The organism is Erysipelothrix sp. HDW6C (assembly GCF_011299615.1).
In the GTDB taxonomy this organism is placed as follows: Bacteria; Bacillota_I; Bacilli_A; order Erysipelotrichales; family Erysipelotrichaceae; genus Erysipelothrix.
Genome location: NZ_CP049861.1, coordinates 1447587 through 1464878 on the forward strand (window position 1 = coordinate 1447587; position 17292 = coordinate 1464878).

Annotated in this window: 15 protein-coding genes; all 15 read left to right on the forward strand. The window is 36.8% G+C overall.

The window, feature by feature from the left end:
• The first annotated feature begins 16 nt into the window (after positions 1 to 16).
• The gene (gene rfbB / locus G7062_RS06935) at positions 17 to 1033 is read left to right on the forward strand and encodes a dTDP-glucose 4,6-dehydratase (protein WP_166065184.1); all 1017 of its coding nucleotides are present in this window, start codon (positions 17 to 19) and stop codon (positions 1031 to 1033) included.
• On the forward strand, positions 1020 to 1880 hold the full coding sequence (gene rfbD, locus G7062_RS06940) for a dTDP-4-dehydrorhamnose reductase (protein WP_240915932.1): 861 nt from the start codon (positions 1020 to 1022) through the stop codon (positions 1878 to 1880). The genes rfbB and rfbD overlap by 14 nt, the downstream gene beginning before the upstream one ends.
• Before the next feature lie 157 nt (positions 1881 to 2037).
• The gene (locus G7062_RS06945; protein WP_166065185.1) at positions 2038 to 3357 is read left to right on the forward strand and encodes an O-antigen ligase family protein; all 1320 of its coding nucleotides are present in this window, start codon (positions 2038 to 2040) and stop codon (positions 3355 to 3357) included.
• Complete coding sequence (locus tag G7062_RS06950) at positions 3354 to 4382, forward strand: glycosyltransferase (protein WP_166065186.1); 1029 nt, start codon at positions 3354 to 3356, stop codon at positions 4380 to 4382. The genes G7062_RS06945 and G7062_RS06950 overlap by 4 nt, the downstream gene beginning before the upstream one ends.
• Positions 4383 to 4391: 9 nt before the next feature.
• Positions 4392 to 5489, forward strand: a complete 1098-nt coding sequence (locus tag G7062_RS06955; RefSeq protein WP_166065187.1) for a glycosyltransferase family 4 protein — start codon at positions 4392 to 4394, stop codon at positions 5487 to 5489.
• A 77-nt stretch (positions 5490 to 5566) separates the two neighbouring features.
• On the forward strand, positions 5567 to 7348 hold the full coding sequence (locus G7062_RS06960; protein ID WP_166065188.1) for an EpsG family protein: 1782 nt from the start codon (positions 5567 to 5569) through the stop codon (positions 7346 to 7348).
• Between the two features lie 172 nt (positions 7349 to 7520).
• Positions 7521 to 8855, forward strand: coding sequence for a sugar transferase (locus G7062_RS06965; RefSeq protein WP_166065189.1), 1335 nt, complete (start codon positions 7521 to 7523; stop codon positions 8853 to 8855).
• A complete protein-coding gene (locus tag G7062_RS06970) occupies positions 8855 to 10057 on the forward strand; it encodes a glycosyltransferase family 4 protein (protein WP_166065190.1) in 1203 nt (400 codons plus the stop codon). Before G7062_RS06965 ends, G7062_RS06970 begins: the two co-directional genes overlap by 1 nt.
• On the forward strand, positions 10050 to 11066 hold the full coding sequence (locus G7062_RS06975) for an SDR family NAD(P)-dependent oxidoreductase (RefSeq protein WP_166065191.1): 1017 nt from the start codon (positions 10050 to 10052) through the stop codon (positions 11064 to 11066). Before G7062_RS06970 ends, G7062_RS06975 begins: the two co-directional genes overlap by 8 nt.
• Positions 11066 to 12172 (forward strand): NAD-dependent epimerase/dehydratase family protein, encoded by a 1107-nt coding sequence (locus G7062_RS06980; protein ID WP_166065192.1) that lies wholly within the window; start codon positions 11066 to 11068, stop codon positions 12170 to 12172. Before G7062_RS06975 ends, G7062_RS06980 begins: the two co-directional genes overlap by 1 nt.
• Positions 12172 to 13296 (forward strand): non-hydrolyzing UDP-N-acetylglucosamine 2-epimerase, encoded by a 1125-nt coding sequence (gene wecB, locus G7062_RS06985; RefSeq protein ID WP_166065193.1) that lies wholly within the window; start codon positions 12172 to 12174, stop codon positions 13294 to 13296. The genes G7062_RS06980 and wecB overlap by 1 nt, the downstream gene beginning before the upstream one ends.
• Entirely contained in the window at positions 13296 to 14450 is a 1155-nt protein-coding gene (locus tag G7062_RS06990; RefSeq protein ID WP_166065195.1) for a glycosyltransferase, read from the forward strand. The genes wecB and G7062_RS06990 overlap by 1 nt, the downstream gene beginning before the upstream one ends.
• 12 nt (positions 14451 to 14462) lie before the next feature.
• A complete protein-coding gene (locus G7062_RS06995; protein WP_166065196.1) occupies positions 14463 to 15275 on the forward strand; it encodes a phosphorylcholine transferase LicD in 813 nt (270 codons plus the stop codon).
• Between the two features lie 80 nt (positions 15276 to 15355).
• Positions 15356 to 16291 carry a choline/ethanolamine kinase family protein gene (locus G7062_RS07000; protein ID WP_166065197.1) on the forward strand — a complete coding sequence of 312 codons (936 nt, stop codon included), beginning with the start codon at positions 15356 to 15358 and terminating at the stop codon, positions 16289 to 16291.
• Positions 16278 to 17219 carry a DMT family transporter gene (locus tag G7062_RS07005; RefSeq protein WP_166065198.1) on the forward strand — a complete coding sequence of 314 codons (942 nt, stop codon included), beginning with the start codon at positions 16278 to 16280 and terminating at the stop codon, positions 17217 to 17219. Before G7062_RS07000 ends, G7062_RS07005 begins: the two co-directional genes overlap by 14 nt.
• Positions 17220 to 17292: the final 73 nt, after the last annotated feature.

Consider the following 17292-nt stretch of genomic DNA (forward strand, 5'->3'; position numbering starts at 1 on the left):
TGGAGGAGGCATTAACATGAAATATTTAGTAACAGGTGGAGCTGGATTTATTGGCTCGAATTATGTTTTTTATCTTTTGGATAGTAAAGAAATTGATGTTGTTTGTTTGGATAATTTAACCTATGCAGGAAATCTCTCAACATTGAAGGATGTTATGGATCATCCCCGATTTAAATTTGTAAAAGGGGACATCACTGATCGTGAGTTTATCAACAAGCTTTTTGAAGATGAGAAGTTTGATGTTGTCGTTAACTTTGCTGCGGAAAGCCATGTTGACCGCTCAATTGACAATCCTGCAATTTTCTTGGAAACAAACGTCATGGGAACACAAATTCTACTTGATGCTGCATTGAAGCATGATATTAAACGATATCACCAAGTATCGACCGATGAAGTTTATGGTGATCTTCCCTTAGATCGTCCCGACTTGTTCTTCACTGAAGATACACCTCTTCGCACTTCATCACCATACTCAAGTTCGAAGGCTGGATCTGACTTGCTTGTTCAGTCATATTACAAGACTTATGGTTTACCAATCACAATCAGCCGTTGTTCAAATAACTACGGACCTTACCAATTCCCAGAAAAATTAATTCCACTTATTATCAGTAGAGCGCTTGCTGACGAGAAGTTACCAATTTATGGAACCGGTGAGAATGTTCGAGATTGGTTATATGTTACCGACCATTGTAAAGCTATTCAACTAATTATTGAAAATGGAACAGTTGGTGATGTCTACAATATTGGTGGTCATAATGAATTTTCAAACCTTGATGTCGTAAAAATAATTTTAGAACGATTGCATAAACCTGAAAGTCTCATTACCTATGTTAGTGACCGTAAGGGACATGACATGCGCTATGCAATTGATCCTGAGAAAATCCATCGTGAGTTAGGATGGTTACCTGAAACGCCGTTCGCGGAAGGAATTAATCTGACGATTGATTGGTATTTGAATAACAAAGAGTGGTGGGAAGAAATTCTTAGTGGTGAATATCAAAACTATTACGAGAAAATGTATGGACAAGAGTAACATGCGCGTTGTTGTTACGGGTGCCAATGGTCAATTGGGCTCAGATCTTTGTTCAGAACTTGAGCGCGCAGGCATTCCATGCTTTGGGCTTACATCTGATGATGCAGATATAACTGACAAAGTGTCAATTCAAACTGCAATTCGAAAGTTGGAACCGACGATCGTCGTGCATTGTGCGGCCTATACACAGGTGGATGCTGCTGAAGACAATCGTCAACTAACGCATGCTGTTAATGTTCTCGGAACACAGTATATTGCTGAAGTTACGCAAGAAATTAGTGCGAAACTTGTTTATATTAGTACAGATTATGTCTTTGCAGGAACAGGTACTGACTATTATTCAGAAAATGATCCAACAAGTCCAGTAAATTGGTATGGTCAAACCAAACTTGACGGTGAGAAAATTGTTCAATCTCTTCTGGATGAGTATTTTATCGTTAGAATCTCATGGGTATTTGGGCACAACGGAAATAATTTTGTTAAAACTATGCTTCGCTTAGCTCAAACACGTGATGAAATAAGTGTTGTTTCAGATCAAGTTGGATCACCTACAAATACGGCCGATTTATCGATATTCTTGGTATCATTAATGAAAACCAATGAATATGGAATTTATCATGCTACTAATGAAGGAGTTTGTACGTGGGCAGAGTTTGCAACCGAAATATTTGCGCAGTCAAACATTTCATGTCGTGTTGTTCCAATAAAAACTGAGGACTATCCTACTAAGGCAGTACGTCCGCTAAATTCACGCTTATCTAAAGATAAATTAAGAGTAGCAGGTTTTGATGCATTGCCACACTGGAAAGATAGTTTACGCAATTATCTAACACAATTGGAGAAATGAAACGAAAGCGGTACTTAATCAAAGTATCGCTTTTATCTGTTCATTCTTATACTTTAAAGAAATTACTAAATAAAGATGGGAAATCTCACGTAATCTATTTTGTGTGTGATAAGAGCTCTAAATTTGGTATAATTGGTAAGTAGTTATGGAGAAAAGTATGAAAAAAATTATAGAAAAAATAGATTTGAAAGCAATCATCATCGCTTTTGCAATTAGCATGGCGTACTTTATTTTCCCTGATAAAATGAAGTCACCAATCTCACTGATTGCAATTGTTGCAGGGTGGCTGTACGTGTTTTACAGTGGTCTGAAAAAGTGGGGACTAGCAAATCAACTCATTAACATGATGATTCTATCAGTTCCACTCTCATTTATCAGTATATTTGGGCAGACGGAATCGCTTGTATTTTTGAATTGGTTCCATATTTTTACAATTCTTTTCCTTGTTTATGCTTTTTTTGACATCATCAAAAACTGGAAAACAACACGATTTTCAATACTAGACGGATCGATTGTACTTGCAATTATAGGGCTAGCAGTATCATTTGCATTGAATTGGGTCCGCGTTAAACCATTATCGATTACACAAATGCTCTTAATTCTCTTTTTTTTGGTGTCGGTATTGATGTGCGATTTACTCATGAATAGTGGACGCCATAAAGAGACTTTCAAAACTGATTTTTTGTTGAGACAATTGCAATTTGTTTTGATGGGGATGGCTCTATGTGTTCTAATACAGTTTGTTGCATATAAAAATGGTGTTGTAATTGGAAGAGTTGAAAACTATGCAAATTTTCGATTGGCGCTTGGTTTTATAAACTTTGACTTTAGCTTTTTGTCATTGCTGCTTTTAGTGAATATTTTCTATCCGATTCAAACAATAATTCAGAACAAACGCTTGGATATTATAAGTGTTATATCAATCGGACTTGCATTATTATCCAGTACGTTGACATCGGCTCGAACTGGGCTCATGACGTTTGTCATTGTTTTATCAATGATGACTGTACTCTATGTGTTTGTATTCAATAAATTATCACTGTCGATTATGAAAAGAATTCTAGTTTTCGTGCTCTTAGCCGCAGTATCTGGTGCAATTCTGTACTTCATGTATAAAAAGCGTGGATTTGGATCATCGGGAAGAACTGAGATTAATCGCGATGCACTTGCTGCATTTCGAAACCGTCCCATTGGAGGAAATGGTTTAAACTGGATTTCTCGTCACGGTGTAATGCCGCACAACTTCTTTACACAGTATCTTGCACAAACGGGCGTTGTTTTTATTGTTCCTATTACAGTCGCGCTTACTCTTGTAATTAATAAGATTCGTCAGTCAAATATTGTGATTTTTGCTAACTCGCTGATTTGTATTGTAGGGTCTATGTTTATACCTGATATTCTGAACTCGCGTTTCTTCCTTTTAATTGTTATTTTAGGGCTTGTCGCACAAACGGTTAAGCCAAAGGAACAATTATGAAACGTGTCGCACACATACTAAGTTCAGGGGGATATTCTGGAGCAGAGAATATCGCAATTCGTTTTATTGAGGCGACACCTGAGTCGTATGAATCGGTCTACGTTTCAACTGCCGGACCCATTGAAGTGAAGTTGTCTGATGCTAATATAAGACATTATTGCATTCCTAACAACTCACATTCTACATTAAAAAAGGCCATTAAAGATTTGGACGTAGATATTGTTTATGCTCATGATTTCAAAGCATCGGTGCGGACTGCTTTTCTCATGTCACCGGTGACAAAGATATCTCATATTCATCAAAACCCGTCATGGTTCTCATCAATCAACATCAAAACATTACTCTTTCTATTTTGTTCGTTATTTTTGTCGAAAATAGTTTTTGTTTCACAAGAAACGCGAGATGAGTTTGCTTTTGCTGGAGCTATCAAGAAGAAGTCTGTTGTCCTGGATAATTTTGTTGATGGTGTGATTGTTAAAGAACGTGCAGGTCATCAGAATAAAAAATTCCATGTATCATTCTTAGGACGTTTTGAACCTGTAAAAGATCCACTTCGTTTCTTAAAATTAATTAATACTATAAAGCCAGACTATCCAAATATTTCTGCAATTATGATTGGTGATGGCTCGCTTATTCATTCCGCAAGACAATATGTCGTTGAGCAAGGCCTTGAGTCTAATGTTGAGATTGTTGGCTACCAGGATAACCCGTATACGTATTTGAGTGAATCGTTCATTAATGTCATTCCATCAGTTTGGGAAGGTTTCGGTTTATCTGCAGTTGAGGCGATGGTTCTAGGAGTCCCGGTTGTTGCAAATTCAGTTGGAGGTTTAAAAACTGTCGTGACTGAAGAATGTGGATTTCTTTGCAAAAATGACGAAGATTTTGTTTCAGCAATTACCACACTGATAAATGAAAAAAGCAAACTCGCTGAATATTCAAAGAATGCACTAGAGAATTCAAAAAAATATACCGATCGTGATCGTTGGGGTCATGGTGTTGCAGGTATCTTAAGCCAAGAATAAGGAGAAGTTATGACAAAAAAGAAAGTGCTATTTACTGCAAAAGTTGATTCACACATACGACACTTCCATTTGCCATATATAAAACTGTTTCATGATCAAGGTTATGTCGTACATGTAGCCAGTGAAGGAGATACTTTATTTCAAGACAGTGATGCGAAGTTTGACATTAGTTTTGGTACAAATCCGTTTTCGCGTCAAGTTATTGAAAGTTACAAAACGCTGAAACAAATTATGGTTGAGAATGAATATGATGTTATTCATACACATACGGCTATCGCGAGTGTATTAACGCGGCTTGCTGCTCGAAGTGTAAATAAAAAACAAGCAAAGCATACGCGTGTTATTTACACAGCACATGGTTTTCATTTTCTTAAAGGGGGTTCGAAACTGTCTTGGATTCTTTACTATCCAATTGAACGTTTTCTTGCTCGTTACACAGACGACTTGATTCTTATAAATCAAGAGGATTTCGATCTTGCTGAGCGTCATGCAATGGCTAAGCATCGCTACCTTGTTCATGGTGTTGGTGTTGATCTCGAGAAGTTTAAACCACTACAAAGGAAGAGAAATACACACGATTTTACGATTTCCTATGTTGCTGAACTGAATAAAAATAAGAATCAAATTTTATTACTTGAGTCCGTTAAAATTCTTAAAGCGAAGGGGTATGAACTCAAAGTCAATCTCATTGGCGAGGGTGCAAATCGAGAAGTCCTTGAGCAGTACATTACAGAGAACCATTTGCGTGATAATGTATCCTTGTTGGGGTATCGAACCGACGTATCTCAAATACTTGATGTAACAGATTTGGTCGTTGCAACATCTTTGCGTGAGGGGTTGCCCGTCAATATCATCGAAGCAATGTCTAAAGGCTTACCGTTGGTGGTAACACAGTGCCGCGGTCATGTTGATCTGGTTAAGAATGGTGTTAATGGATTTGTAGTTCCTTATGATGCTGAAGTTTTAGCCGACCGCATTGAAACTTTGATGAATGATCTTCCATTACGTGAGCAATTTGCGATTGAGAATTTATCATGTGCTAAACTGTATGAAATTGATACAATCGTTAAAAGAATGTCTGAAATCTACTTTTTAAACAGAGATTAGAATGATTCATATGTTTTTATTTTCTTCATGGGTGCATAACGTATAAGTTGAGATTTATGAAGTAGAAAAGGGGTACTATGTACTACATTGGTTTTATATATTTATTATTGCTCTTTGTGATTAGAAAGAAAATTCCAGGCAAATTTAAGGTCATGCTTGCGTTTGTTCCTTTTGTCATCATCATACTGCTGCGATTTGGAGTTGGTGCGGATTATTTTGCTTACCAAAGTATCTATAATTCCATGGATCCAAAAAATATAAATGCATCGATGGCGATATTTACAGACGTAGAAATTTTGTATAAACTATCCAATATTGTTTTTAGATTTATTGGAATGCCGTATCATTTATTCGCAACATTGCTCTGCTCTGTTCTTGTGTATGTTACATTGCGTTGGTTGAAGGATATTAGCCACAATTTTGAGTTATCGGTTTTACTTTATTTTGCGATGTTCTTTTTGGTTTGGGGATTGAGTGCATTACGACAAGGTATATCCATCGTCGTACTCCTTTATATTTTCTTTAATGGAAGACGGGATTATTCTTTGAAAGTGAAACTATTTGCGACTGCAGTAATGTTCTTTGTTCATGCTGGTTCCGTTATTGTGCTCTTCCTTTATTTGGTTTCATTAATTAAGTGGTCAAAGAAATCATTTCTTGTACTCTTGATTCTCGGTATATTATTCAACTTTTTACCCATACAATCTCTAATGGGATATTTTGAGAATATCCCATATCTGAATAAAATTCTTTACTACATCGATCCTGTACAACAATCTATTTTCAGCTTTGCATCGGTAATGCGAATCGCTTTCTTTGGAATTGTTTGGTATAACTACGATTCACTGGTAGCGGACAAGAAGAACCCACCCGTAAGTGTAAATTTTGTGCTTATTAGCTTTATATTCTATTTCTTCATGATGTTTTCCAGTCTTGTTGCCAGTCGATTGTCAATTTATGGTTACTATATGATGATCTTTATAATACCAGCGATTGTCTCATATCAACCGCGTGAAGTCGTGAAGCGTTTTGCCTATGCAAGTGTTTTGGTTTTCTCTTGTGTTTCATTTTACAAGGAGATGACTACATTAATAGGACAAACCGAATATCGATATTCAATGACACAGTTAAATTTCGAAACAGTATTCGAAAAGAACTATATTCATTTCAACAAAGGGTATGCAATGCTTGAAAATGTTCGTGAGATCGAATCTCAAGATACGCCTTTGAGACAACGTGTATATCAAGCTGAACACGTTGTAGAAGCACAAGTTAATGAAGAAGATCGTTACCTTTCTGTTTACTTCCCAAACGCGTCGCTTTATGGAATATTGAACCAAAAAGGTGAGATAGTCGAACTCCCAACTCTGGATGTACCAGTCGACACATTTGGAAAATACACAGAAGTCATTTTCAACCCATTCGAATTCTCAACCCGAATGTATCGAACTATTGGAACAGATCAGCGTCTTGAATTCGATCAAATGACACAACTAGTAAAAGAGAAAGCAGAACGTGATCTAAGGTTTGGCGTTTATTGGCCCTTGAGCAAAGAGTTTGATATACAAACTATGAAGGGAACACAACTGGAGACCTTGTTGAGTTTGGATTCAGTCGTTGCAGCAGCCAAGATTTCGAATGATTATCATCCAAACTTTAATTACTTGCAAATTGATACATCTGTATCACGATTCTTTATGTTTATCGATAGAAATAACGAGATTAAAGTCAACAAACTCTACATGAAAATTGAGATGTATAATCCTGATAAAATTGCTGTTGGGTATACATTAACTGAGAAACATTACATTAATGAATTCGGAGAAATAATCTGGATTGAACCGATTGGACTTGAGTAGAGAGTCGCCGGAGTGTGAGTGCTAACGGAATCTTTAGTGCTCTTTGATTTGTCGGACAATCATCCAGGATATTCCGCATGTCACAATTGGTGAAATGCCTTCTATTTGTCGACTTAAAAGGCGGCATATGGTATAATTCCAATGATATTTGATTGTAAATTTAGGAGTACTTATGAATAAAAAAAATAATATAAAGGCTATACTGCTTTTCACACTAAAAATGTTTGTTTACACAATACTTTTGTGTATTTTTGTCATCGGATTTGGGTACCGTTACCCAGGTCTTAAAATACTCTCTCGTACATTTGTTATTACGAGTGCAACATTTCTCATTACAACTTTTTTGATGACAAACGTTTATGGAACGTTGGATATTGGTGGTAAAAAGTCAAAGCCAATTTTGTATTCAATGGTGCTGAATGTCTTTATAACGGACTTAGTTACCTATATTGCTCTTAAAATTATGGGCTACCATGATATGACGACACTGGGCGGAGACTTGCTTTTCTTATTCGGTATTTTCGTATTACAGTTCATTTTCATAAAAGTTACAATCTCACTTGCTAACAATATTTTCTTTAAGTTCTCTCAACCCGAAAAAACAGTTGTGATACAGAATAATTCAAGACATTTAGAAAAGATGATGCATTTTCTTAATCGACATACTAAACAATACGAGGTTATACATACAGTAAAACAAGAAGATATTGATACCATAAACTTCGGTTCTGTGGAACGCGTGATTTTATTAGATGTAGATAACGAATATTTCTTGAAGTATATCGAACGCTGTTATTTATTAGATATTAATATTATGTTTAATGCTGGGCTTAATGATGTTCTAAAGAAACCGAAAGCATCCTTTGTTATCGACGATATTCTTATGTTCGAGATATCTGGTCAAAAAATTACGATAGTCCAAGCGTTTGTTAAACGATTTATCGACATTGCCGTGTCCGCCATCGCTTTATTGTTGCTTTCACCACTAATGTTAATCATTGCTCTGTGTGTAAAGTTAAATGATGGGGGACCTGTATTCTACTCACAAGGAAGACTTACAAAAGATGGTAAAATCTTTGAAGTTTATAAATTCCGTAGTATGAAAGTCGATTCTGGGGACAAACCAGTTTCAGTTGATGATGATCGAATTACGAAAGTTGGGAAGTTTATTCGTAAATTTAGAATTGACGAATTGCCACAACTTATTAACATTATCAAAGGGGATATGAGCATTGTAGGACCACGTCCAGAAAGTGTCTATATGACTGAAAATATCATTAAGATTGTTCCTCAATTTGGATTCCGCCTAAAAGTAAAAGGTGGCTTGACTGGATATGCGCAGATTTTTGGTAAATACAACACACATCCCCTGGACAAATTATTATTAGATATTGAGTACATTGAAAACTTCTCCATTATGAACGATTTCAAATTGATGCTTCAAACACTGATTGTTTTCGTTAAAAAAGATAGCACTGAGGCATTTGAAGAAAGTGTTGATCAATAATGAAAGTACTGTATATTAGCAGCACCAAGGCAGGTGTGTTGAGCCAAGGAATCTATTATGATTTAATGCAAGAATTTGTTGAAAATGGTCATGAAATGTATTGTGCATTTGCTAATGAGAAACGTTTTGGGGAACCAACTCATGTTTTTGAAGCAAACGAGATTACCTATTTAGGGATTGAAACGGGTAATATTACGAAGAACCCAAATCTTATTACTAAAGGAATCGCAACATTGCAAATTGACGGTCAATTTAAGAAAGCGTTGAAGGAACACTTTGGTGCGATACATTTTGATTTGGTCCTTGTTTCAACACCGCCCATTACATTTACCAAGACACTTCAATATCTTCATAATTGCAAGTCAATTGTGTACTTGATGCTCAAGGATATTTTCCCTCAGAATGCTGTTGATCTTGAAATGTTTTCTAAAGGGGGGCTTATTCATCGTTTCTTCTCAAGAAAAGAGCTTAAGTCATACCAAATTGCCGATTTAATTGGCTGTATGTCACCCGCAAATGTTGATTATATGAATACCCATTTTCCGCAATTCCAAGACAAGGTTTCACTCTTGCCTAATGCTATAAAAATTCATGAAGCTTTCACTTCGAGTGTAAGAAAATCCGACTTTGGAATACCAGAAAATGATATAATACTTTTATATGGAGGTAATGTTGGTTTACCACAAGGTCCTGATTTTATCGTCGAGTGTCTCAAGGCCTTAGAGGCGGTTGAGAATGTAACACTTGTTATCGCAGGATCAGGAAGCCATATTCCATTAATTGAAAAGACGATTCATGATAATGATTTGAAGAATTCGCGCTACATTGGTCAACTAGATATTGATACATACAATGGATTGACTGCGCTTTGTGATATTGGACTTATTTTTCTAGACTACCGTTTTAAAATTCCAAATTATCCGCAACGTCTCCTAAGTTATCTCAAGGAGAGTAAACCAGTCATCTGTGCTACTGATGTATCAACAGATATTGGAACAATTGCTGAGGATAATCACTATGGAGTTCGTGTTCTAAGTAATGATGTTGAATCATGGGTAAGGGCTGTAGAGAAATTATGTGTCAACGAATCATTGCGAAAAGAAATGGGTGCAAATGGTAAGACATTTTTAGAGTTAAATTACAATGTCGAGCATGCGTATTCACTCATCATGAGTCAACTTAAGGAGAAAAACTATGTTTAAAGATAAAATCCTGCTAGTTACTGGCGGTACCGGATCGTTTGGTCATGCGGTCGTACGACGACTTCTAAAAGAGGGAATGAAAGAAATACGTATTTTGTCACGTGATGAAAAGAAACAAGATGATATGCGAAAGGCATTCAATGATGCAAGGCTATCCTTCTACATCGGAGATGTTCGTGATTCCAGTTCACTTGTACATGCAATGCGCTCAGTCGATTTTGTCTTTCATGCAGCAGCACTGAAACAAGTCCCATCATGTGAATTCTTTCCTGTTGAGGCCGTTAAGACGAACATATTAGGCACGGACAATGTTTTAGAAACTGCTATAAATGCAGGTGTTAAACGTGTTGTATGTTTGTCAACAGATAAAGCAGCATATCCAATTAATGCAATGGGTATATCAAAAGCAATGATGGAAAAAACAATTGTTGCAAAGGCACGAATGGCTACAGATACAGAAACCGTTATTAGTACGACACGATATGGTAATGTCATGGCGTCCCGAGGTTCAGTCATTCCGCTCTTCTTCCAACAAATCAGAGATGGTAAGAATTTGACACTCACAAACCCAAAAATGACACGATTCCTCATGAGTCTTGATGAAGCTGTTGACTTGGTATTATTTGCATTTGAGAATGCGGAACCTGGCGATTTATTTGTTCAAAAATCACCAGCAAGTACGGTTGAAGATTTAGCAACTGCAATTCTTGAATTGACACAAACTGAAGTCTCGACGCAAGTTATTGGTACGCGTCATGGAGAAAAAGTCTACGAGACACTTCTCACAAAAGAAGAGTTCGTTAAATCAGAGGATTTGGGCGAGTACTATAGAGTTCCTATGGACCAAAGAGACTTAAACTATGACAAGTATTTCATTGAAGGGGAAGAAAAGACATCTGAGGATGAATACAATTCCCATAATACATACCGACTTTCAGTAGAAGAAATCAAAGAAAAGTTGCTCGATCTTTACGAGATAAGAGAAGAACTAAAGGAGTTTAACCTATAATGAAAATTCTTATAACAGGTGCGAATGGTTTTGTTGGTAAAAATTTAGTAGCATCACTCCAACCACTAGGTTATGAGATATATGCATATGACCGCCAAAATACACTAGAAGATCTCAAATCATTGACTCGTGATTGTGATTTCGTTGTGCATTTGGCGGGCATAAATCGCCCGAAACATCCGAGCGATTTTTTTGAAGGAAATGCAACATTCACAGAAACCTTGTGTTCACTTTTAAAAAGTCATAATAACAAAGCACCCATACTTATTTCATCGTCCATCCAAGCGGATTTGGACAATGATTACGGTCAAAGTAAAAAAATGGGGGAGGCTGTATTACTAAGACATGGTATTGACAATGATTCGGATGTTTTAATCTACCGATTCTCAAACTTATTTGGAAAATGGAGCCGTCCAAATTACAATACCGTCATTGCAACGTGGTGTAATAATGTTGCGCATGGTATTGATGTTCACATTGATGACCCACAGAAAATGATGAATTTCATTTATATTGATGATGTTATAACAGAGATTATTCGTGCTATAAATGGTACACCAACTCGTATAAATGATGAATATGTGGTGCCAATTAGTTATAACGTTTCATTAGGTCAAACGCTTGAGTTGATTCAGGGTTTCAAGCATCAACGCGAGAGTCTTTTTGTTCCCAATTTTAAAAATGGGTTTGAACGTGCACTATACAGTACTTATCTCTCATTTCTACCCAAGGATGCGTTCTCGTATCCACTTGTTTCACATCATGATGACCGCGGAAGTTTTACTGAATTTGTGAAGTCTGAGGATCGAGGTCAAGTAAGTATCAATATCTCAAAACCTGGAATTACAAAAGGGAATCATTGGCACAATACAAAAACTGAGAAATTCTTAGTAGTACAGGGTGAGGGGCTCATTCAGTTTAGAGATGTTTTTGAGACGGAGATCATTGAGTATGTTGTTTCAGGAACACAACTTGAAGTGGTCGATATTCCACCAGGGTATACACACAATATTATCAATACAGGTGATGATGATATGGTTACAGTAATGTGGGTTAATGAACCTTTTGATCCTAATAATCCTGATACATTTAGTGAGGTAGTATAATGAAAAAACTCAAAGTAATGACGGTTGTGGGAACACGACCCGAAATAATTCGATTATCGGCGGTTATTAAGCGTCTTGAGAGCAGTGAAGCGATTGAGCATGTACTTGTTCATACTGGTCAAAACTATGACTATGAGTTGAATCAAGTATTCTTTGATGATTTTAAACTCCGTAAGCCAGATTATTTTTTGGAAACAGCAACTGGTCAACCGATTGGAACAATTGGGAATATTTTAATAAATATTGAACCAGTTCTTCAAGAAGTAAATCCAGATGCGTTCTTAGTTCTTGGAGACACCAATAGTTGTCTTTGTGCAATTGCAGCAAAACGCATGCACATTCCGGTATTTCATATGGAAGCAGGTAATCGTTGTTTTGATCAAAGAGTTCCTGAGGAGACAAATCGTAAGATTGTCGACCATATTGCCGACATTAATTTGACTTACAGCGATATTGCCCGTGAATACTTATTGCGTGAAGGACTTTCCGCAGATCGAATTATTAAAACTGGAAGTCCAATGTTTGAGGTAATTAACACGCGCCGTTCTGACTTAGAAACGAATACTATTGTTTCAAGAATGGATTTAGTTGCGAATGAATACTTTGTTGTTTCCGCACATCGTGATGAGAATATTAGTTCAGAGGTTAATTTCTTAAAGCTTATGGAGAGTATCAATGCAGTCGCTGAGGCTTATCAATTGCCGGTTATAATCAGCACCCATCCTCGAACCCAAAAAATGATTGATTCTCAAGGGATTGTCTTTCATCCGTTAGTTCGTGTTCTTAAACCAATGGGCTTCAATGATTATGTAACGCTTCAGATGCATTCTAGAGCAACACTAAGTGATAGTGGTACAATTTCTGAAGAGTCTTCGATTTTGAAATTTAAGGCGCTCAACCTGAGAGAAGCACACGAGCGTCCTGAAGCGATGGAAGAAACATCTGTAATGATGGTGGGTGTGGGCAAAGAACGTGTCCTACAAGGCTTGAAAGTCCTTGAGACACAAGGAAATGACACGCTTCGCTACGTCTCAGACTATAGCATGCCCAATGTCTCTGAAAAAGTCCTACGAATCATCCTTTCTTATACCGACTATGTTAATAGGGTCGTATGGAGTGAATAATGAAAGTTTTATTTATCAATTCAGTTGTTGATTTCGGAAGTACCGGTAAGATTGTTCGTTCATTAGCCGATGGGCTTAAAGAACAAGGACATGAAGTTTTGATTGCGTATGGTCGTCATTCGAAAGAACCATCTCATGACACCTTTTATATTGGTGATAAGCCATCCATGGCTTATCACATGCTTATGAGTCATTTCTTTGGCCGACATGGACTTCATTCAACAAAAGCTACAAAACGTTTGATTGATAAAATAAAGGAGTTCAAACCGGATATTATTCATCTGCACAATGTTCATGGTTATTATCTTAACGTTAAAATGCTACTCGAGTACCTTGCAACAACAGATATCAGAGTGCTTTGGACGCTGCATGACGCATGGACAATCAGTGGAAGCTCAGCTTATTTTGACTTCCATGGGTGCAAGGTTTGGGAGGATGGATGTGTTGAATGCAATTCAACCAAAGACTATCCTGCTTCGTTGTTTATCAAACGACAACGAAAGAATTTTGCATGGAAGAAAAAAACAATCTCACAACTTAAAAATGTTACATTCATTACGCCATCCAAGTGGTTAAAGGAACTTGGTGAAACATCGTTTCTAAGACAATTTCCAATTGAAGTTGTATATAATGGGATTGATGTTGAAACCTTTAATTCTGATAACAACAAGAAGCGAGAGCCTAAAGTGCTTTTGGGTGTTGCGAATAAATGGGAGACACGCAAAGGACTCGAAGATTTCATTTCATTGAGTGAACGCATTAGTGAGGACTACCAAATTATCTTAATTGGACTCAGCAAAGAGCAAATTGCACGTCTACCCCAAAATATCACAGGCATTGAACGAACTGCAAATGTCCAAGAACTTGTTGGTTACTATGCTTCAGCGTACGCATTCATTAACCCAACATATGAAGACAATTATCCGACAACAAATTTAGAGGCACTTGCCTGCGGCACTCCTGTGATTGCCTATGACACTGGAGGAAATAATGAAATTTCAAATGAGCATGTTATTATCGTTAAGCAAGGATGCATCGATGGAATTATTGATGCGCTTCCTGCAATTGAAGAAATTGATATGACAACCTTTGATGTTAATTCAATCAGTGCACATACATTTTTAATGAATATGATGTCATTTTATAAAATATAGAAGGAAAGCCTTATGAACGCAATTCAAAAAGAAGCATATCAAATTCTTGTGGAATTTGATCGAATATGCAATCAAAACAATATTTCATATTCTCTTGCATATGGAACATTAATTGGTTCGATCCGACACGAGGGTTTCATACCATGGGATGATGACGTTGATATCATCATGTCACGTTCGAATTACGAACGATTTATTGAAGTAGGAGTACCTCAGTTAAACAAAAACTATACATTTGTTGATCGCCATCATGAATCTCTCTATTGGTATGGATTTGGAAAAATTCGTAGCAACAGTATGGAATTACGCGAAAAGTCGTGTGATTATTTGGGAATTCATCAAGGGGTTTGGATTGATATTTTCCCATACGATGCAATCCCTAATGATCCAGTTCTTGCAAAAAAACAAATTAAAAAAATCAACAAACTACATCGTAATTTCGTAGCCTTTGTATTTACACATCCTACCGATTCGGGAAATGTAATCAAAAAGACAGTTCAAAGAATTCTATCCACATTTAACAGAATAACTAAAAACGCAAATTTCATGCTCCCAATATGGTACGATCAACTTGAACACGAAGCAATGAAATACAATAATTCAAATGCAACGTATTATCATTGTTTGAGTGTAAATTGTACCGATAAGGAATATGAAGGAAGTAAGTTGACCTTAGAACAACTAGAAAACACCATTCTTCACCGTTTTGAGGAAAGTGATTTCCCAGTCATTGCCGATTACCATGCAAATTTGACTGCAATTTATGGTGATTACATGACACCACCGCCACTTAATGAGAGGGTATCAATTCATGACACCGTATAAGACACAAAATTCTGTGTCTTTTTTTTCTTTAGTATGTTCAATAATAATGATATAATTGAATTTATGAACGGAGTGTGAATATGGAAGCACTATTAACGATGGGGAAGACGCTGCCAAAATCAGCATCTCCTCATGAAATTGGCGCGATTATTTGTGATGTTTTCAACTGCAAATTGGATGAAATATCAAAAGTTGAGGCACTGAAGAAAGGAATGACAAATGATTCCTTCATATTTTCAGTGGGATCTGAGCGATATGTTTTTAGAGTTCCCGGACGGGGGACAGATGCTTTGATTAATCGAAAACAAGAACATGATGTCTATGCGGCAATTAAGGAACTGGCAATTTCCGATGAGATTCTCTATTTCAATGAAAAAAGTGGACACAAGATATCACGATACTATGAAGACTCACAATCTCTAGAATCTGAAAATGTTTTAAAAGCAATGAGTCTGTTGCGTAAATTCCATAGTAAAGCAATAAAGGTAAGTCATCAGTTTGATATTTGGGAGCGTATTGAGTACTATCTGACTTTATGTCAAAACAATAGTACACCGCAATTTCCTGGTTTTGAAGTCGTGTATCAGCGAATTATCAAAGTTAATGACTTTCTAAGCCAATCAAAAAAGGATTATATTCTTTGTCATGTTGATGCAGTTATCGATAATTTCCTTGTTACCAGTGGAGGAAATTTGAAATTATTGGACTGGGAGTATGCGGGAATGGCAGATTATCGTATTGATATTGCGATGCATGCAATTTATAGTGGCTATTCTCAGAGCGGTATTGAAGAACTTGCGTCTTTATATTATGGCTTCAAACCTACCGAAGAGGACATGATAATTATTTATGCCTATGTAGCCTTATCAGGATTTCTGTGGTCACTATGGACATGCTATAAAGAAGGACAAGGCGATGATTTTGGAGACTATGGAAGCGAACAATTCGAATATGCGGATCGGTATTCTTCTCTTGTAATACAACATGTAGTGAGGGAAACTAATGAAGAGAGATAATGGGAATTTAATTGGATTAACATCTGGAATGTTCTGGGGCCTTGATACGGTACTCATTGGAATTGTACTTGCATCAATAGCTTTTACAGCCATCGGTAGTAATGGTGCACTCATAACAACCTTCATACATGATGGGATGTCTTTTGCTACTCTAATTGTTATTATTACTGTTTCGGGACGTTTTGCGCATTTTATGAATGTGCCTAAATCGCGATCTGGGTTAATTATTATATGCGCCGCACTTCTTGGTGGTCCAATAGGAATGGGTGCGTATATTTTATCAATTCGATATCTTGGTGCATCTGTGTCTGCCAGCGTATCAGCTATTTATCCAGCAATTGGAGCAATTCTCAGCTATATATTTTTAAAAGATCGCTTAAAAGCAATCAATGTTCTTGGCATAGGAATCGCAATTGGAGCCATCGGTATTATGGGCTTTGGGGCTGGGAATACAATCGAAAACTTTGGTTTAGGTATGGTCTTCGCATTAATATGTGTTTTCGGTTGGGGGAGCGAAGCTGTAATTATTGGAGCAGCACTGAAAGATGATATTTCCGCTGAAATTGCCCTTGGAATTCGTCAAATGGTCTCTTTCATTACATATGGGCTTATTATCATGCCAATTATTGGTTATAGTCAGGTTGAATTGATTGGGATCAAGAACGTGTACTTGTACATAATACTGATAGCTGGTATAGTCGGAACGATTTCTTATCTCTTTTATTATCGTGCAATCGCTCTAGTTGGACCAAGTAGGGCAATGGGTCTCAATATATCCTATCCAGCATGGGCGTTTCTATTCCAAGTACTTATTGATGGACACATTGAGGTGCATACACTGATTCTTGTTATATTCATCATGATTGGGTCGATAATGAGTTCAATAAATAGTATGAACGAACCAATAGCGCAAAATGAAGTAACATGACACGTTAAGATTACAGAAAAATATGGTATTGATCTGTGATATCTGTTAAAATTTGTTCAATGAAAGGTTTATT